We start from the raw sequence: 18,668 nt of genomic DNA, 5'->3' as shown, positions 1-18,668 counted from the left end.
GTGATCATTTCACTCTTCTTATTTTTTATAAAGTGAGGAGTACGAAATGAGAACATTAATTGTTAATGAGAAAATGTTGCATCATTTATATATTGGTGATAATTTTTCAATTCCATCATATCCGATTGAAATTAAAAGTACAGAAGTATCTGCAAGAGCAGGAGCAGTATTTAATGGAAAAAAAGTCAACACTTTAGATGTTGATATACCGATGACATTTCAGAACGTGGATAAATTAAAGTCTAAAGATGTTTCGGATTTATTAATTAATTTTTTTCATCACGATTCAGAAGCTTCTATTCACATAGAAAATGAAGATTGGTATTGGATGGGTTATATATACGGTGATTTTAATTTTCAGTTAGATACTCAGCCTTTTTATTCATTTACATTAAAAATAAAATTACTATCACCATTCAAATATTCTCTGACCGAATATTCAAACACTGCTATTGCTGGTCAAGTTGCTATAGATAATAAAGGTGCGGTAGATACTTATCCAGTGATTGAAGCGACAGCATTAAAAGATACGACACATTTGATGGTAACTAAAGATGATGATGATTATATCATGTTAGGCGAACCTCCAAGCGCAAATAAAAATATAAAAAAATTATCTCCTACAGTTTTAAAAGATAGTTTATACAATTTAACAGGTTGGGATTATATAGGGCCTTCTGGTATGACTTTTGGAGATAATGAAACAGGCGGAATGATTGGTGCGTACGCAATGGCTACATCAGGTGGTTTTTTTGTACGTGATCATAAATATCCAACGGCGCCAAATTCTTGGATAGGCACAGGATTAAAAAGGGCATTATCAAGGACAGTACAAGACTTTGAACATAAATTTACTATTAAAATTTATGAAGATAATATCAATGTTAATAAATTTGGTACAGGAAAAGTATTTACGCATTTGTGGGATGAGAATGGTCGATTAGTTGCTGCAATAGGTTTAGTAGACCCAAGTTATCAAAAGAATGATTTAACTGTAATTGCAAAGTTATGGGACGAAGTAGGAGAAGTTCAAACAATCATTAAGTATATACCTAAATGGGACAACTATCTTGATGATTATGCTTACTGTTCAATACGTCGACACGGTCGAAGCTGGACATTTTCAATTAATACCATCAAGACAGTAAAAATGAAAACTAGAAAAGATATTGCAAAATACGGTAGAACACGTGAAATCGTACAAAACAAATTCTCTCGTACTTATAGAGATATTTATCAGCAATATCAACAACCGATACGAGTTGCAAGTATTTATATTGCTCGCTTTGATTGGGGAAACCCCAACATGGTAGAAATGGATAAATTTAAAGCCGGGGCATTCGATATTCAAACAAGAGAAATCGTTTCAAATACAGGTAATGATGTGGATATTTTGATTGATGAAGGTGACAAGATAATTATTGATAACTACAATCAATCGATGTTACTGAACAAATCGGACGCAACAAAACATAAGGATTTTGGATCTAACTACTTCGGTTTACCTCACGGACAACATGAGTTATTTATTTATCCGTCAGATGCATTTGATGTAACAGTGAAATGGCAAAGTATTGATTATTAGGGAGGCATACAATGACAGGAATTCACGTATTAAATAGAAGTTCTGAGAAAATAGAGGGTTATTATACGAATAACTCTAAAAAGCATGTGATTTTAAACAACGTTCATACTAGAAATCGTGATGATCACTCAGAAACGTTTGATTTTACAGTTCAATATTCGTATGTTGATGACTTTGAAAATCAAAATAGAATTATCATTCCTGATACAACGAATGGTGATTATCGCGAATTTGTAATTAAACATAAAGAAACTAGTGAACATGAAGTATTTATTCAGTGTGATGCTGCATGGCTTGATGATTTAGCTAGAAATAGCGAACCGTTGCCACCGATAAACAAAATCAATATGACTGTACATGATGCTGTTGTATATGCTTTGAGTATCACTGAATACGAAGTTGGTGATATTGAATTTGCTGGTTTCATCGATTTAAAGACAGAAGAATACACACGCCCTTACGATCTATTATTAAAAATTGAAGAATTATCAGGATTACAATTTGATTCTACAATCACAACGAGTGGAAATAAGATTACAGGTCGTTATGTTCATATGAGAGAATCTGATGATTTAAGTGAATTCACTGGTAAAGAGTTAGTAAGAGGTAAAGACGTTGTTTCAATTAAACATAAAGTTGATACACGTGAATTAGTTACTGCTTTATTAGTGACTGGTAAAGATGCTAAAGATAAATCTATTGTTACTAAAGTATATGATCCTGATGCTAGATTACGATGGGGAAATAATGGGAAATATTCTTGGGATATTATTAATGTTGATGGTGTACAAACAATATCTTCATTAGAGTCATATGGTAAAAAGGTATTGAAGAATAAAATCAATGCATTAGTCGAATATGAAGTTGAAGCAATCGAAGTAAATAATCAATTAGGTGTTCAGGCGAATTTTGGAGACAGAATACGTGTTAGAGACGTCACTTATACACCACATTTTTATATGGAAGCGACAGTTAAAAGTGTGCAACGTGATATATTTGATGATTTTTCAAAAACTTTCACTTTAGGATCAATTAAAAGATTTAGCGAATCTGATTTAAGAAGTTACTTTAATTCTATTAAATCTCAATTAAGTACAAAGTTAAATGATAACGTGTTTAATCTGAATACGATTATTGAGAAGAATAAAATTCATACGGGGACAACACCACCTGATGTAGTTGAGGACGGCAAACTTTGGTACGACACAAACAATCCTGAAGCTGTTGTGTTAAGAGAATTTAAAAATGGTGGTTGGGATAATAAGACGCCAGACGACGCCGAAAAAATCGGTGGTATCAAAAAAGAGAAAGCGATCTATAGCAACTATCATGAAATCTATAATCAGTTAACGTTAGAATATGACCGAATTTATAACATAGTAACAAATGCATTAGCAAATGAGTATCTAACAGATACGTTAGCTAAAGACAGTTTAAAAAATGCATTTGATAACTTCAAATTATCATATTCAACTATGAAAGCGCATGATGATGCATTAACTGTAGATAACGCAACGATGACTGAATTAAGTCAATTCTTATCAGCTATCAATGACTTTAGAAATAAATCAAAAGAAATTAACGTTCAATATAATAAAGCGAATCAATCAATAATCGACAAAATTAAATTATTACAGTCGCAATATACAGAACAAAAATTTACTGATGCTATGACTAAAGTAGCAAGTACAATTAATGGTACTTATGATTCAAAAACTGGGCAATTAACTGCAAATATTCCAACGCAAGCACAAATTAATCAAGTTATTATTGACTTACAAAAGTATGCTAATGATAAAGATGCAACATTAGTTGAGGCTATTAATAAATCTGTAAATGCTAAGATTATCGACACGAAAGAAGAATTTACAAGACAATTTTCAACGATTGAGACAAGCATTAATAATACGTCTGTGGGAAGTAGAAATTTAATATTACAATCAGATTTTTCAAAAGGTGATATATCTAAGTGGAGTACGTTATATAGTAAACATGTGGGTACTGCTAGCATTGTTCAAGATGAATTAGGACGATCAGTATACAAACAAGGTATAACAACGGCTTCAACAGATAGTGCTGCATATTCTATTACTTTAATACCTTTAGCGTTCACATTAGATAGTGCAAAAGAATACACATTTACTGCTTATATGAAATCAGATGTAACACAAACTTTGAATGGAATATTCTTATCTCAAGATGCGACTGATGGAGGTGTTGTTAGACATATGCCAGTTGTGGGGACTTCATGGCAAAAAGTTGAATTCACTTCTAAAATAGATGCAGCAAGTGGCAAGAAGGTAAATAAAATATATTTAGGATTGCCACGTAACAATACGGCTAACAATTTGTATATATTTAATCCGATGCTTGTCGAAGGGAACAAATCAACATCTTATCAACCAGCATTAGAAGATACATTAGACACAATAGATAATTTAACATTACGTGTTTCAACTACTGAGGGTGGTATTTCAGCTACCCAAGAAAAATTTAAGTCATACTATTCAAAAACTGAGACAAATACATTACTTGATGATAAATTATCGCCTGTTTCAACAGAAGCACACAATGCTACTAGTGCAATCAATCAATTAAATGATGAAATCAATCAAAAAGTATCAAAGTCTGATTATTCAGCAGATAAAGACGGTATTGTTGATAGGCTTGATACTGCTGACTCAGAACGAAGACAATTATCTAATGATATTAGTGATAGAGTCACATTGACAACTTATACAAGTGGTATTAAAGATGCTAAAGACTATGCTGATGCAGCTGTTTCGAATGTAACAATTGGTGGTCGTAATCTATTAATTGACAGTAAAAACAGAAAAGCTAACCCTAATAACGTTGGAACGGGATTATCTGTTCAAAATTCAGATAAATCTTGGACAGTAACGCCGGACGCAGGTAAAGCAATTAGTGTTTATTTGCCTCTAATAGGTGCAATGTCAATTCCTAAATTTGAAATTAATAAAAGCTATGTTCTGGGTGTTGATTTAACAGCAGATAGAGATTGTACTGTCACAAAATATATATCTAATACAACGTATACATCTGTACCGATTGCGCTAAAGGCAGGAATTAAACAAAGGGTTTATGTGAACTTAATAGGTAAAGATATGACGCCATCACATTTACTTTTTTATACAAACATTGCTGATGCGAAGTTAACATACGACAATATTAAGGTTGAAGAAGCTACAAAACCTACAGCGTGGTCTCCTGCTCCTGAGGATATTACAAATGCTATTAATGGCGTTCAATCTAATTTGAATGAGTATAAAGATACTGTTGAAGGTACATTTAGAGATGGCGTTATTACTGAATCAGAAGCAAAAGCGATACAACAACAAAAGTTATCTTTAGAATCACAAAAAGCTAATTTAGATAGTCAATATACATCTGTATACAATAATGTGATTCTTAATAACACAAGTCAGAAAACAAACTTATCAAGCGCAAAAACATCATATGATAGTGCTTATACAGCATTGATGTCATCAATTACTACAGCGATTGCAGACGGCAAAGCAACAGCAAGCGAAAGTAGTGCAGTATCAACAAACTTCACTAATTACAAAACAACACTAGCAACACTAGCACAAAGATTAGAAGAAGCAACAGATGCAATAAGTACTGGTAAAGTTGACAATATCATTATTAGCGGCCGTAATCTTTTAATTCTTAATGAAGCGGTTGAAAATAAAGTTTTGATTTGGTCATCAGGTTTGTTAAATCCTGAAACAGGATCTTTAACAAGCGGATTTGTATCGTGTAATAAAAACGAAACGTATTTATCATCAATATCAACTTCTCAATTAATTTACTATGATATGAATAAATCTTTTTTAGATATTGGTGGAAGTAATAAAAGTGGAGGTAATAAATTTACTATTCACGATGATGATAGAATTAAATACTTTAGAGTATCATATCGTAGCAATATTTTAACGGGTAAAACTAAGAATGACTTAAAAATTATGTTAGAAAGGGCAACAAAGCCGAGCGAGTGGCAACCAGCGCCAGAAGATATTTTCTCAGAAATTGAAAATTCAATTACAAATTTTGCTAACTTATCTACAGAAATATCGAAATCATTTAAAGATGGAATATTAACTGATGCAGAGTATGTTGCATTAAAATCAAATTTAAACGAAATTGATAAAGATAAACTAGATAACACAACAAATGTAAATGATTTAAAAGCAAATACATTTTTATCTGCTTCATTAAAAACTACATTAACAACACTAAAGACGTCATATGACAATGCTTATACTGATTTACAAACTACTATTACAACAATTATTGCCGATAAAAAAATAGATGCGGCCGAAAAAACTACAATCAATACAAAAATGTCTGCGTATAATACGGCATTATCTAATATTAATACACATATTCAACAATGTATGAATGACATATCAGATAATCAGGCAAAATCGAGAAGTTCTGAAGCGGTTAACGCCATGGTTATTGGTACAAGAAACTTAATAGACAGCGCATCTATTAAGACAACAGCAACGTTAGTTGGAACAACAAAAGTATTAACTCATACTGGCTGGTCAGTACAATTATTGGATAAGAATTGGATATTAAACAAGTTAAAACCAGATACTGAATATACAATGAATTACAAAGTAAAATTATTAAGTAAACCAACGTATCCTACAGGTTCAAGTGTTTATGGCGCTATTTATTTATACTCAGCAAGTACGTTAAATGATGTTTACTTTGGTAATTTATCGACAACTGATTATAATGCTATGAAAGTTGGAGATGTAATCAATGTTAAAAATACATTTAAAACACCATCAACTTTTGCTGATGACACAACAGTATTAATATACTCCGGTTATCATAAAGACACATCAACAGGAACAATTCAATATGCCAACATGGAATTTTCAGACATCATGTTAGTTGAAGGTAATAAGATTAGTAGTTATCAACAAGCTCCAGAAGATATTACAAATGAAATCAATCAAGCTATAAATAATTTTGGTAATTTAAGTTCAGAGATTTCAAAGACATTTAAAGATGGAATTATACAAGAAGCAGAAGCAAAAGCTTTAAATACACATTTAGCAAGAATAGATCAAGATTATCAAGATTTAAGTAATATCTTTACATCGCTGTATAATCATCCAATATTAAATTCTACAACTGAAAAAACAAACCTTTTTAATACTAAACTCGCATTTAATGATGCACACAAAGCATTACGAGATACATTAGTAAGTTATATTTCAGATGGAAAAATAACAGCAAGCGAAAAATCAACAATAGATACGTTATTGAATACGTATAAAGGTAAGGTTGGAGAACTGCAATCACAATTTAAAATATGTGATGATGCAATTGTGCAAAAGACAAGTCAACAAGCGATAAATAATATCAATGTTGGTGGAAAAAACTTAATAAAATTAAGTGATATACCGCATTCATCAAGTGCTTATTTAGTATATAGATACGAATTAACGGAGCCTTGGATAGTTGGCCAAGAATATACTATCTCAATAAAAGGTAATTTAGCAGGCGGTCAGTTTGGTATATGGCGTAATACATCTTCTACAAAAGCAGCTGATTTAACATTCGATAGTAAACGTGGATTGTGGACAGCTACATTTATTTGTCCAGCAAGTACAATGAGCGGTGATAATAATATTACCTTGTCAGTGTATAATACGCCAAGTTCACAAACTGCATACAGTAGTGTAATTAGTCAAATTCAGCTTGAAAAGGGTAATGTTGTGACTGATTGGCAACCAGCGCCATACGATATAGATCAAAGATTAATAACTACTGAAACATACATTGGACAAGATGGTAAAAATATCACGTCGCGTGCTACAAAGGAAGAATTTAACAAAGCAAATCAAACGTTATCAAAAGCAATCACAGACTTTGTTATGAATGCGGTAGACGGTGCAACGATTACACATAATGTTGACGGTAGTATTTCAAGTGCAACGATTGGATCTAATATCACTTTAAAATCAAGTGCTATTAATTTAATCGGAGATGTTTATATGCAGGATGGCAAAGTGAGGGTAAGTGATTTAAGAATTGGTGGTACTGATAAAAACGGCAAAATCGAAATCAAAGATAAAAACGATAAAGTGTTTTTTGGACTTGATACTGAACAAGCTACTGCGTCTGAATTGTCAATCGGATTATTAAAAGTTGAAAAAATTGAAAATGAAGATATTGTAACTCAATCAAGTGAGAATATGACTTTCTATGTATCTGGAACAGGCAGTAACGAAAATGATGGATTAACGTTAAGTACTGCATTTGCTACGGCTGAAATGGCGTTGTCTAAGATTCCTATGGTTTACAACGGAACTTGCTATATCTATCTAAGAGAATTAGACAGTGGCGAAAGAATTGAAGTTAAAGGTTTCTTAGGGAAAGGTAAAATAATTTTTGCTTCGTGTGATACTAATGGTGTTGCTGCAACTGTAAAAGTTAGAAGTTCTGCGTCTTTTGTGTTTAGCGGTAATACAATTGATTGTTATGTTCAGAAATTATTAATTGAACCTGACAAAGGACAACATGGTATTACAATCGATAGTTCATCTGTAAATGCATCTGATGTAAGTATTAATGGATCTGGTGATGCATTTGGTGTATCAGTTAATAGAAATAGTTACTTCGAATGGCGTGCCGGTAAGACAACTAACGTGTTACGTGGCGTTGATTGCTTAACGGGTTCTAACGCTTATTTAAGAGATGTGGATTTATATGCGACTGATTTCGGAATTGTTTCAGCATATGCATCGCAAGTTGAATGTAATAACGTAAAAGCAAAAGCTAATGCTGTTACAAGTGTGTTCTCTGGTTCGTTCATCAATACTAGTGGAGTGACTAACTTATCAACCGCAGCAACAGAAACAGTTGCAACACCACCAGTTACGAAAACAGTAACACTGACTAGTACATCATCTGGTCATTATTATGTGAATTATCAAGGTGTTGGTTGGGGCGGAACGTTTATGCCAACATATCCAATCCAGGGGGTGTGGTCTCCTTATGGTGAGCGTCTTGGATTCTGGTTTTTTGGTAGTCAATTCGACCAGTTTAATGGTAAGACAATTAAAAAAGTACGTATCTATGTTGGACGATCATCAGTTAACATGCAGGGTTACACTGGTACAAGAAATGCTAATATACGTATGCATAGTTATGCTTCAAAACCATCATCAGCGCCAACTACATCTTCAAATTCTAAAGTTATTGGATTGGCATTTGGTGAATTTAAATGGGTAGATGTAACAACTGAATTTGCTTCTTTAATAAAATTATCTAGTTGGAAGGGTTTCGCTGTTAATACAGATAGCACAAGTCCATATGACTACATGGCGATGCATCCAACGCTAAAAGTGGAGGTGACATATGCCTAAATTAGCATTTTATAACGAAAATAATATAGTTGCTATGTTATTAGAAAATGTAATTGATTATTCCGAAAAGAAAGATGAATTTGGATTAAAAGATTATTCAGTTAACATATTAGATTCAGGTGTATTTGAAATGAAAGGCAGTATTTTTAATATTGCCTTTTTCGATGATTCAGTTTCAATAAATGAAGGACAAGATATTTCTGACTTATTATCAGATAAAAAAGATAATAGTGAGTTTATAAATACAGAATTATCGAAAGATGAAGAAATTGCAGAATTAAAGAAAAAAGTGGAGACATTAGAGGGTGCAATAGTTGAGCTATTGGAAACTCTTTTATAATAATTGAAAGGAAGTGATAATATGTTAGCTTTATTAATTGCAAATAGAATTTTAGAAGGAAAGTATACTTTTAGCCGTTGCCCAGAAAGCTTAAAGCCTCAAGTAAAACAGTTACTTGTTGATTGGGATGTGCCTGAGTTAGCAATGTAGTGAATAAGATTGAAGACATCTCATTATTGAGGTGTCTTTTTTATTAACTTAAGGAAGTGATGTTTGTGTGATTAAAAGATTTATAAATAAAGTAGAGAACATGTCAACTGACGCTTGGGTTGCTGTTTTAAATTATATAGACACAAGTATTGATGACATTAATAAAAGAAGTGAAAAAAACGAAGAGAGAATTACAAAAGTAGAAGAGGATTTCAGAAAGTTAAATGAAGAATTTGGAGATGCAAAAGCAATCATTGAAAGTAACAAAGAATTAAGCAAGACAATCAAAAAAACATTACTTACTACAGTTGTTGGCGGCGTTGTAGGGTACATCTTGAATAAGCTGGGAGTGATTTAATGATGAGAAGTCCGAAATATAACGAAATATTTGTGATGTTGTTTAGTCTGTATGTTTGGTTCACATTATCTGTAGAGCCAGAGTTATTTGCAGCAACGCGAGGTAAGTCTGGTCAAATTTATAAAACATATATCGGAATGGTTGGAACGCAACAGAATTTAGCTTGGATTAGTTTAGCAGTATCGATACTTTATTTGATTAATTTATTTACAAGGAAATACGGAATAATCACGATTGTTCATTTAATAGGTATGATTTATTACATGTTTATCAATGCATCGTTTTTGATCAATTATCCGAATATTGCATTCGGTGTGTTGAGTTTAGTATCTATTTGGCTATTCATGGACTTACTTAAATTAATCGATATTACTGAAGAAGAAAAAGCGAACAGAATAAAGGAGCGCAATGGATTAAATGATTGCGAATCATTAAAGCGTTAAGGCTATGTCCTAACGCTATTTTTATGGAGGTAATGATATGAAAATAAATTGGAAATTACGATTTCAGAGTAAAACAACACTTATAAGTTTGATTGGATTAATAGCTATGTTTATTAATCAAATCACGAATCTTTTTGGAGTTGATTATTCTGATACAGTTCAAAAGATTGTTTTAATTGCAACTACTGTAGTTAGTATTTTGGTCGCTATCGGTATTGTAAATGACCCAACAGTGTCCGGCCTTAATGATAGTGATAAATCAATGTCTAAAGAATATCCAACCGATCCAAATGAATCGCATAAATTATATGGAGGTAATAGCAATGAGTAAAAATGCAAAAATGAAATACGAAATAATTACACAACATGTAAAAGGGTTACCACAATACACATACGCTACATCAAATGGGTTGGCAGATTGTATCGTCATGCATGATACAGGTAATGACAATAGTACAATAGACGGTGAAATTAATTATATGTCAAGAAACTTTAATAATGCATTCGTACACGGTTGGGCAAATGCTGATAAGATTGTTGAAACTGCAAATACTGATTATCTATGTTGGGGAGCAGGTCCTGGAATTAATTCATATGCTATTCAAGCTGAATTAGTTCATGAACATACTAAAGATAGATTTCTTAAATCAATTGATAGATGGATTTTTTATTTTGCATATCAGATGTATTGGTACGATATTGAAGTTTATGACGGTACAGATGATGGTGATGGTACAGTTTTTACACACGAAGCTGTTTCTAAATTTAGAGGATATACTGACCATGTCGACCCAATGCCATATATTCGAAGTCGCGGTAAAGAATTAGGTGTAACTGTGACATGGAATGACATTTTTAATAAATTAAAAGAGTACGTTGCAGCATTATATAAAGGTGACAGTACAAAAGTTAAAATGATTGGTGAGACAACTACATCTCAGACAAAGAAGTCACAAGTTAAAGTTACGCCAAAGACTCCAGTAAAAGTTGATTCATCAACTTACATTGTAAAAAAGGGGGATGGGCTTTGGGGTATTGCTAAAAAGTACAATCTAAAATTAGATGAACTCAAAAAATTAAACGGTTTAAAAGATAATTCGATAATTAAGCCTGGAGACGTGCTAAAAGTAAAAAAGTGACATCGGCGCCGACTGTTAAGAAGGCGCCGTCAAAACCATCAATCACACAATGTTTATTAACTAAATCTGAAGCGGTTAAGTATGCGAGAAGTTTAATTGGCAACGGATATGATTTTGACGGGTATTTTGGATGGCAATGTTTCGATCTAGTAAGCATGTATTGGTTTAGGTTGTTTCAAGCTGCGTTAGATGGAGAAGGTGCTATTAACATACCATTTTCAAATAACTTTGATGGAAAAGCAATTGTGTATAAAAATACTCCTGAATTCTTAGCTGAAGCAGGAGACATAGTTGTTTGGGGTAAAGGTTTCGGTGTTGATAAAGACGGTAAATCATGGGGACATACAGCAGTCGTTTTAAGTGCGAACTTAAATATGATTGTAGTAGTAGAACAGAATTGGGAAGGTGGAGGACGTACATTAACAGAGAAAGCGACAAAACGTTCACACCCTTACGAAACTGAAATGTGGTTCATACGACCAATTTATAAATAATTTAATACCCTCACATTAAAATTATTAGTGTGAGGGTAATATTTTTTAAAATAAATGTTGCCAAGTGGTTACAAATATGATATATTATATACATGGAGGTGATAAACATGGATAATCTTCGAAAGACAAATGCAGAGATTGAAAAAATCAAAGCAGAAACACAAAAAACCAAGAGTGAGGCATTCAGAAACTACACTCTTGGCATATCGGCAATAATAACAGCTATTAAGATGTTATTAAACTAACGGTAGGGGCGAAAGCCCTCTACCTCTATTATAGAATGGAGATGCTAAAATGACAAATTTAAAAAAATTAAGAACATTGACAGCTTTAAACTATTTAATTGGTATTACAGTATTAATTTTGTCGATACTATATTTTATTTATGGCTAAAACAGAAGATTATCCATGTAAATTTATGAGAAATGAAATTATTAAATTATTAGAGAGTGATATACCAGGAAATGAAATTGAAGATAAAACTGGTGTATCTAGAGCAATAATAAGTAGATTAAGATTAGGGCAAAGAGATATAGGTAAACTCAGATTAGAAACAGCTGAAAAACTATGTAAGTATCAAGAAGAGCTTGAAAAAAATAAAAAATAGAGCTATTTCACGTAGAAAATAACTCTATTTTAAAATTAAAAATCTTTTGCAATAAGATAAAAAAAATGATTGAGCGTCACTTACGTGTCAAAGAAGTGTCAAACCGCTATAACTTATTATTATTCATTATGATTATAAACGCTGTTATATCAATCGTTATGACGTATTATGATTAGTTATGACACTTAGTTAATGGACTCCATCTCCGTTAAAGAATTAAACCTCGTTTATCCTAGTTGTTCAAGCTAGTGATGTAACGAGGTTTTTTGTCTATTATGGTATATAAATTTTGGACACTATAATTTTCACCTGACTTTTTAAGTGAGGTGGATTTTTTAATATCCAAGTATGTGAAATGATTAACAATATATCGCGGATTATGATAAAATATAAGTAGATAATATAAGATGTGAGGAGGATGTTTATGAAGATTGCAATTGCTGGTGCAGGTGCTATGGGTGGTCGAGTTGGTTTATATTTAACAGAAAGCGGTCAGGATGTTGTGTTGTTAGATAAATGGCAGGAACATGTGGATGCAATGAATCACAACGGTATTACAGTAAATGCTTACGGTGAGCAAACAAATCACAAAGTGAAAGCTGAATTTATGGATAACTATAAAGAGCCGGTTGATTTAGTCATCTTACTTACAAAAGCATTAACTGCCGAAGAAACGATCGATAACTTAATAGCTCAAGGTGTTATAACGGATGATACGAAAGTCATGTCACTCATGAATGGGTTAGGGCATGGTGATATGTTACTGAAGAAATTAAATCATGAACAAGTTATCCTTGCTGTGACGATGTGGTCTGCAGGATTAAAAGGACCGGGTGAATTGATTCTTGAAGGTTCTGGTAATATTGAATTCGGCTATCCGGATGGGCACATGGATGCATTTATTGAAAATTTAAAAGTGATATTAGATCAAGCACAATTAAATGGTGTGATTAGTAATGATATCGTGACTACAATCTGGAACAAAGCGTTAGTGAATTGCTGTTTTAATACGTATTGCTCTGTGACAGATAAACGTATTGGTGAATTCGGTGCATATGAAAAAGCAGATGAAATGCTCATTCCGCTTGTTAAAGAAATTATCGCAGTTGGCGCAACAAAAGGTGCTAAATTAGATTTAGATGCAACGATGGATAAATTCCATAAAATGTACTCACCAGATGTCGTTGGTTTACATTATCCTTCAATGACTCAGGATATTCATAATGGTCGTAAGACAGAAGTAGATTTCTTAACTGGTGCAGTAAGCCGTTTCGGTGATGAAGCGGGTATTGAAACACCGTATTGTGATATATTAACGCATTTAGTACATCAAATTGAAAAGTAATGTAATATCAATATTGAGTCAGACATGATTGGATATGTCTGACTTTTTTATGGTTACGAAATGTATGTAATAGCGCAACCATTTAATAGTAATAATGAAGATATAAAACGTGTATGTATTTTGAATCGAGCTAGCGACAAACGTAAAATACCGCTAGCTCAATCCAAAAATATTCCCGAAACACAATCGAGCTAGCGACAAACGCAAAATATCGCTAGCTCAAGCCAAAAATATATCCTAAACACAATCGAGCTAGCGACAAATACAAAATATCGCTAGCTCAACCCAAAAACATTCCGGAAACACAATCGAGCTAGCGACAAACGTAAAATATCGATAGCTTAACCCCAAAACATTCTGGAAACACAATCGAGCTAGCGACAAACGCAAAATACCGCTAGCTCAAGCCAAAAATATATCCTAAACACAATCGAGCTAGCGACAAATGCAAAATATCGCTAGCTCAACCCAAAAACATTCCCGAAACACAATCGAGCTAGCGACAAACGTAAAATACCGCTAGCTCATAAACAACAAACCCCTCCTATGCTATATTCATAAATACAAACGTCGCTTAAAAACCATCCTTTTATACAACATTCGTAAGAAATCCGCCTCTATAGAACAAATTTACACTTTTTTAATGTTGCGTTCACAATCTTAAAATGATATATTTTAAAAGTACTCTTTTTGAGAGAGAAATTATTATTAACGCGGGATGGAGCAGTCTGGTAGCTCGTCGGGCTCATAACCCGAAGGTCGGTGGTTCAAATCCGCCTCCCGCAATTAAAGTGGTCCCGTGGTGTAGCGGTTAACATGCCTGCCTGTCACGCAGGAGATCGCGGGTTCGATTCCCGTCGGGACCGCCATTTTGGCTCAGTAGCTCAGTCGGTAGAGCAAAGGATTGAAAATCCTTGTGTCGGCGGTTCGATTCCGTCCTGAGCCATCTTTTTTAAATAAGTTTGGCGATTGTGGCGAAGTGGTTAACGCATCGGATTGTGGTTCCGACATTCGTGGGTTCGATTCCCATCAGTCGCCCCATTGATTAACGCGGGTGTAGTTTAGTGGTAAAACCTCAGCCTTCCAAGCTGATGTTGTCGGTTCGATTCCGATCACCCGCTCCATTATTCCACAGTAGCTCAGTGGTAGAGCTATCGGCTGTTAACCGATCGGTCGTAGGTTCGAGTCCTACCTGTGGAGCCATTTAAGGCCCCTTGGTCAAGCGGTTAAGACACCGCCCTTTCACGGCGGTAACACGGGTTCGAATCCCGTAGGGGTCATATAATCAGAAGTGAAATATCGCTTCTGATTTTTTTATACAATTTTATGGATCGTTGTCCGAGTTGGCCGAAGGAGCACGCCTGGAAAGTGTGTAAACGCCACAAGCGTTTCGAGAGTTCGAATCTCTCACGATCCGCTACGATGAACTATCTATTGTTATTAATGACAATAGATAGTTTTTTTAATATAAAATTTCAAAGTAAAAAGAGAATGAATGACAATAAAAAAATATTAATTCACTATTTTTTAATAACAAAAGCATGTATAATGTTTATAAGTTAGCATAATATAAAAAGAAAGCTGAAGCGATAAGGTGGTCAAATGAAAGTTAAAGTATCAACACGTAACGTGTTATCAGAAATTAATTATCCAGTGCGATATAAACGTTTCTCAAAAATATTTAAAAGAATAAAAAAATCAGAACGTCGCTTCTTTATTAAATTATTGAAAGTCATTTGTAAAGACATAAAGAATAAAGAAATGATTCAATTCGCCACGTATAGTCATATCAACTTAAATCAGCATGGCCTGTTCATTATGTTACAGGATCGTCTCGTGTTAGTGCATAGTAAAGTAAAATCAAAACGCATTTATTATGATGTTATCGCATATGACAAGTTTGTCGATGTTGACTTTAAAATGAATACGGAAGGTGAGTTTGGAGAACTTTACATCAAGCATAAACGCAAAAAGTTAAGCGATAAATCTGTAACAGTGAGAATGATAAAAAGCGATGACTTGCCTAAGATTGTAGAATTTATTAGAATAAAAATGTCTGAAACATTATAAAGGGGGCAATACGATGGCGAATATTGATAAATTAGTAACTTATGCAGAATTAAAGCTAGGACAATTTGGTGCTGATTACCGCGAACATTTTGAACAGGATAAAGTTCAGGAAGTAGAACCAGCGAGTTATCAAGCAAATGGTACTACAATCGACGTTAATTATGATGCGAAAAGTTATGTCATCGATTTAACGCAATCTGGCGTACATGATGTGACACCAGAAGATGCTCAAATTGTTGTAGAGAGATTAAAAGAGTTTTTTAAACACGCATAATAGAATTATTTTAAAGCTACTTTAAAACTATACAAATCAAAACCCCGGATGACTTTCTATCATAAAGTCATTCGGGGTTATATCATTTCGTTAAATTGCAGTTAACGCAGCTAAATATAATCCTAATGCAAATAAGAAACCGAATACAGTATTAAACTGACCAGTCACTTTCATCGCAGGCATTAACTCGATTGGCGTATCGCCTTTTAAGAAACGGTTAACAGCCTTAATCGGTAAGTTAAAGCTGAGCAAGATTAATAATAAAAACGGTGAGCCATATGGTTTAAAGAATACAGTGTACAGCACAATTAAAAAGCTGATTAAATATAATAACGCCATCGTTAAAATGGCAACTGATTTGCCAACCAGAATAACATACGTCTTTCTACCGCTTGCTTTATCTTTAACACGATCTCGGATATTATTTGCCATATTAATCATGCCGATATTAATCGATACTGGAATAGACATAATAGCAGGATACCATTCTAAGTGGCCTACTTGAATATAGAACGTAATCATAATAATAACAAAGCCCATAAAGAATCCGGCAAAGATTTCTCCAAAGGGTGTCCATGAGATTGGGAATGGGCCACCTGTATATAAATAACCTACTGCCATACATACAATCCCGACTAACAGAATCAACCAGGAAGAATTCGCACAAATATAAAGTCCGATGAGTGCTGCAACAATATAGAACGCAATCGCTAAGTTATACACTGCTTTCGGTTGCATCCCGTTACGTACGATTGCACCGCCAATCCCGACAGATGTATGATCGTCTAATCCACGTTTGTAATCAAAGTATTCATTAAACATATTCGTTGCGGCCTGGATTAATAAACACGCAATGAGCATCATAATGAGCAAATCGATACGGATATTTGTGAAATATTTAGCGCATGCTGTCCCGACGAGAACCGGTACGAAGCTTGCCGTTAAAGTGTGCGGACGCATTAAATGATAGTATTTTGCAATACCAGAATGTGATTGTAAATGTTCAGACATAGTTATACCTCTTTTATTCTTAATGTATAAATTTTATATTTAATCATGCGAAGCGTCAACAAATCCATCATAATTTATCCACTGGACGATGAATAATGTTAAAATAATAAGTATATTATTTTGTAGTGAAAGAAGTGTAGAATGTGCCGGACAATCAAGGTTTATATCGTAATTTAAGCATAAATAAAATAGAAAAAATTGAACAGTTTGATTTAGATTTTTCGGTCGATGCAGCTGTTATTATGGATTATTTCAAAGATGTAAAAGGAGAGCGTTACATCTTCATTAATAAAGACAAATCTTTCAAACTAATCGGCATAGGACATCGTGCTACGATTACGCATGCGTCAATTCAACCAGTATACGTTGAAACGCAATTTAAAGAGATACTTAGCACAGCGCAATATACAGGTAACGGAACTATTGGTGACTTAAAGTTATTTGGTGGCTTTCAATTTGATAATAATGACAGTCCAAACTTCCATGCTTTTCACAAAAGTCATTTTGTTATTCCGAAATTGCAGTTTATGGAAGTTGACGGAAAAGCGTCATTAATTTGCGTAGATCAGGATATTGATATTACACATTTAATGCATACACTACGTCATCATACCGTTAGTGGTGTACCGGTTAATCAGCCACAACACGTTGAAGATATAGATTTAGATTTATTTCAAATGAACGCGCATGAAGCAATTGCTATGATGCGTGACGATAAACTGGACAAAGTCGTCTTATCTCGTAAACGTAAAATAACGATGCAGCAGCCAATCAATGCACAATCCTTTGTTCAACAAGCGTTAAATAATGATGAAGTGAGTTATTTCGCATTAATAGAATCGGGAGAACAAACATTTATCACAAAGACACCGGAACAGCTCGTTGCAGTACAAGACGGTGTCCTTCAAACGAACGCCATTGCCGGTACGATCGGTAAAGATGTGCACAATGCGGCATCAATACTATTAAATGATGACAAGAACTTATATGAACACAATATCGTTGTGCGCAGTATTCAGGCAGACCTTGCACCATTTACAGAAAATATTCAATTCAACAACGAACCTGATATATTAGAAAATCAATATGTGTATCATCTATATACACCGATTAAAGCAAAGCTTAACCGCGGTGGTTTACTTGAAGTAACAGAAAGTTTACATCCAACGCCAGCACTCGGTGGTTTCCCGAAACAGGCTGCAATGACTTTTCTGCAACAGGCAAATGAAGGACGTGGCTTATACGGTGCGCCTTTAGGGTATGTTGATTTAAATGATGCTGGTGAATTTATCGTGGCGATACGCTCAATGATTATCGAGGACAACACAGCGATATTATATGCAGGTTGTGGTATCGTCAAATCAAGTGTAGTTGAAAGTGAAGTACATGAAACAGAAATTAAATTTAAACCGATGTTAGAAATGTTAGGGGTAATTTAAA

Annotated in this window: 16 protein-coding genes and 8 tRNA genes; 23 read left to right on the top strand and 1 reads right to left on the bottom strand. The window is 33.8% G+C overall.

Annotation, left to right across the window (positions count from 1 at the left end):
• Positions 1-46 precede the first annotated feature (46 nt).
• The 22 genes from OCL94_RS05770 to OCL94_RS05660 all read left to right on the top strand — a co-directional run bounded on the left by OCL94_RS05770 (position 47) and on the right by OCL94_RS05660 (position 16,217).
• Positions 47-1,585 carry a phage tail family protein gene (locus OCL94_RS05770; protein WP_262995487.1) on the top strand — a complete coding sequence of 513 codons (1,539 nt, stop codon included), beginning with the start codon at positions 47-49 and terminating at the stop codon, positions 1,583-1,585.
• Positions 1,586-1,596: 11 nt separating this feature from the next.
• Complete coding sequence (locus OCL94_RS05765; protein ID WP_262995486.1) at positions 1,597-8,997, top strand: phage tail spike protein; 7,401 nt, start codon at positions 1,597-1,599, stop codon at positions 8,995-8,997.
• Complete coding sequence (locus tag OCL94_RS05760; protein ID WP_262995484.1) at positions 8,990-9,337, top strand: hypothetical protein; 348 nt, start codon at positions 8,990-8,992, stop codon at positions 9,335-9,337. Before OCL94_RS05765 ends, OCL94_RS05760 begins: the two co-directional genes overlap by 8 nt.
• Positions 9,338-9,358: 21 nt before the next feature.
• The gene (locus OCL94_RS05755; protein WP_262995482.1) at positions 9,359-9,487 is read left to right on the top strand and encodes a hypothetical protein; all 129 of its coding nucleotides are present in this window, start codon (positions 9,359-9,361) and stop codon (positions 9,485-9,487) included.
• Positions 9,488-9,554: 67 nt separating this feature from the next.
• Entirely contained in the window at positions 9,555-9,845 is a 291-nt protein-coding gene (locus OCL94_RS05750) for a hypothetical protein (protein WP_262995480.1), read from the top strand.
• The gene (locus OCL94_RS05745; protein WP_262995479.1) at positions 9,845-10,288 is read left to right on the top strand and encodes a hypothetical protein; all 444 of its coding nucleotides are present in this window, start codon (positions 9,845-9,847) and stop codon (positions 10,286-10,288) included. Before OCL94_RS05750 ends, OCL94_RS05745 begins: the two co-directional genes overlap by 1 nt.
• 37 nt (positions 10,289-10,325) lie before the next feature.
• The gene (locus OCL94_RS05740; RefSeq protein ID WP_262995477.1) at positions 10,326-10,619 is read left to right on the top strand and encodes a phage holin; all 294 of its coding nucleotides are present in this window, start codon (positions 10,326-10,328) and stop codon (positions 10,617-10,619) included.
• Complete coding sequence (locus OCL94_RS13220; protein WP_317618545.1) at positions 10,612-11,427, top strand: LysM peptidoglycan-binding domain-containing protein; 816 nt, start codon at positions 10,612-10,614, stop codon at positions 11,425-11,427. The genes OCL94_RS05740 and OCL94_RS13220 overlap by 8 nt, the downstream gene beginning before the upstream one ends.
• A complete protein-coding gene (locus OCL94_RS05725; protein ID WP_262995475.1) occupies positions 11,424-11,921 on the top strand; it encodes a CHAP domain-containing protein in 498 nt (165 codons plus the stop codon). Before OCL94_RS13220 ends, OCL94_RS05725 begins: the two co-directional genes overlap by 4 nt.
• 107 nt (positions 11,922-12,028) lie before the next feature.
• Positions 12,029-12,166, top strand: a complete 138-nt coding sequence (locus OCL94_RS05720) for a hypothetical protein (RefSeq protein WP_262995472.1) — start codon at positions 12,029-12,031, stop codon at positions 12,164-12,166.
• Between the two features lie 140 nt (positions 12,167-12,306).
• Positions 12,307-12,528, top strand: a complete 222-nt coding sequence (locus OCL94_RS05715) for a hypothetical protein (RefSeq protein WP_262995471.1) — start codon at positions 12,307-12,309, stop codon at positions 12,526-12,528.
• Between the two features lie 424 nt (positions 12,529-12,952).
• Entirely contained in the window at positions 12,953-13,873 is a 921-nt protein-coding gene (locus OCL94_RS05710) for a ketopantoate reductase family protein (RefSeq protein WP_262995469.1), read from the top strand.
• 712 nt (positions 13,874-14,585) lie between these two features.
• Positions 14,586-14,659: transfer RNA gene (locus tag OCL94_RS05705), tRNA-Met, on the top strand.
• Positions 14,660-14,666: 7 nt separating this feature from the next.
• A tRNA-Asp gene (locus OCL94_RS05700) sits at positions 14,667-14,742 on the top strand.
• A 4-nt stretch (positions 14,743-14,746) separates the two neighbouring features.
• Positions 14,747-14,819: transfer RNA gene (locus tag OCL94_RS05695), tRNA-Phe, on the top strand.
• Between the two features lie 19 nt (positions 14,820-14,838).
• Positions 14,839-14,914 (top strand) — tRNA-His (locus OCL94_RS05690).
• A gap of 9 nt (positions 14,915-14,923) precedes the next feature.
• Positions 14,924-14,997 (top strand) — tRNA-Gly (locus OCL94_RS05685).
• Positions 14,998-15,001: 4 nt separating this feature from the next.
• A tRNA-Asn gene (locus OCL94_RS05680) sits at positions 15,002-15,076 on the top strand.
• Positions 15,077-15,081: 5 nt separating this feature from the next.
• Positions 15,082-15,153, top strand: a tRNA-Glu gene (locus OCL94_RS05675).
• Positions 15,154-15,201: 48 nt separating this feature from the next.
• Positions 15,202-15,290: transfer RNA gene (locus tag OCL94_RS05670), tRNA-Ser, on the top strand.
• 185 nt (positions 15,291-15,475) lie between these two features.
• Complete coding sequence (locus OCL94_RS05665) at positions 15,476-15,943, top strand: PH domain-containing protein (protein ID WP_262995467.1); 468 nt, start codon at positions 15,476-15,478, stop codon at positions 15,941-15,943.
• 13 nt (positions 15,944-15,956) lie between these two features.
• Positions 15,957-16,217 (top strand): hypothetical protein, encoded by a 261-nt coding sequence (locus OCL94_RS05660; protein WP_262995465.1) that lies wholly within the window; start codon positions 15,957-15,959, stop codon positions 16,215-16,217.
• A gap of 90 nt (positions 16,218-16,307) precedes the next feature.
• On the opposite strand, the gene OCL94_RS05655 is transcribed toward OCL94_RS05660, so the two are convergent.
• Positions 16,308-17,228, bottom strand: coding sequence for a 1,4-dihydroxy-2-naphthoate polyprenyltransferase (locus OCL94_RS05655; protein ID WP_262995463.1), 921 nt, complete (start codon positions 17,226-17,228; stop codon positions 16,308-16,310).
• A gap of 143 nt (positions 17,229-17,371) precedes the next feature.
• Here OCL94_RS05655 and OCL94_RS05650 point away from each other — a divergent pair, with 143 nt between their 5' ends.
• A complete protein-coding gene (locus tag OCL94_RS05650; RefSeq protein WP_262995461.1) occupies positions 17,372-18,667 on the top strand; it encodes an isochorismate synthase in 1,296 nt (431 codons plus the stop codon).
• The last annotated feature ends 1 nt before the right edge of the window (position 18,668 follow it).

It is taken from the genome of Macrococcus capreoli (assembly GCF_025628935.1).
GTDB lineage: Bacteria > Bacillota > Bacilli > Staphylococcales > Staphylococcaceae > Macrococcoides > Macrococcoides capreoli.
This window is presented reverse-complemented; position numbering and strand designations above follow the sequence as displayed.

Excerpts from the sequence above, each read along its gene's own strand:
- OCL94_RS05770 (WP_262995487.1), top strand. The coding sequence starts at position 47 with ATGAGAACATTAATTGTTAATGAGAAAATGTTGCATCATTTATATATT.
- OCL94_RS05765 (WP_262995486.1), top strand. The coding sequence starts at position 1,597 with ATGACAGGAATTCACGTATTAAATAGAAGTTCTGAGAAAATAGAGGGT.
- OCL94_RS05760 (WP_262995484.1), top strand. The coding sequence starts at position 8,990 with ATGCCTAAATTAGCATTTTATAACGAAAATAATATAGTTGCTATGTTA.
- OCL94_RS05755 (WP_262995482.1), top strand. The coding sequence starts at position 9,359 with ATGTTAGCTTTATTAATTGCAAATAGAATTTTAGAAGGAAAGTATACT.
- OCL94_RS05745 (WP_262995479.1), top strand. The coding sequence starts at position 9,845 with ATGATGAGAAGTCCGAAATATAACGAAATATTTGTGATGTTGTTTAGT.
- OCL94_RS05740 (WP_262995477.1), top strand. The coding sequence starts at position 10,326 with ATGAAAATAAATTGGAAATTACGATTTCAGAGTAAAACAACACTTATA.
- OCL94_RS13220 (WP_317618545.1), top strand. The coding sequence starts at position 10,612 with ATGAGTAAAAATGCAAAAATGAAATACGAAATAATTACACAACATGTA.
- OCL94_RS05720 (WP_262995472.1), top strand. The coding sequence starts at position 12,029 with ATGGATAATCTTCGAAAGACAAATGCAGAGATTGAAAAAATCAAAGCA.
- OCL94_RS05715 (WP_262995471.1), top strand. The coding sequence starts at position 12,307 with ATGGCTAAAACAGAAGATTATCCATGTAAATTTATGAGAAATGAAATT.
- OCL94_RS05710 (WP_262995469.1), top strand. The coding sequence starts at position 12,953 with ATGAAGATTGCAATTGCTGGTGCAGGTGCTATGGGTGGTCGAGTTGGT.
- OCL94_RS05665 (WP_262995467.1), top strand. The coding sequence starts at position 15,476 with ATGAAAGTTAAAGTATCAACACGTAACGTGTTATCAGAAATTAATTAT.
- OCL94_RS05660 (WP_262995465.1), top strand. The coding sequence starts at position 15,957 with ATGGCGAATATTGATAAATTAGTAACTTATGCAGAATTAAAGCTAGGA.
- OCL94_RS05655 (WP_262995463.1), bottom strand. The coding sequence starts at position 17,228 with ATGTCTGAACATTTACAATCACATTCTGGTATTGCAAAATACTATCAT.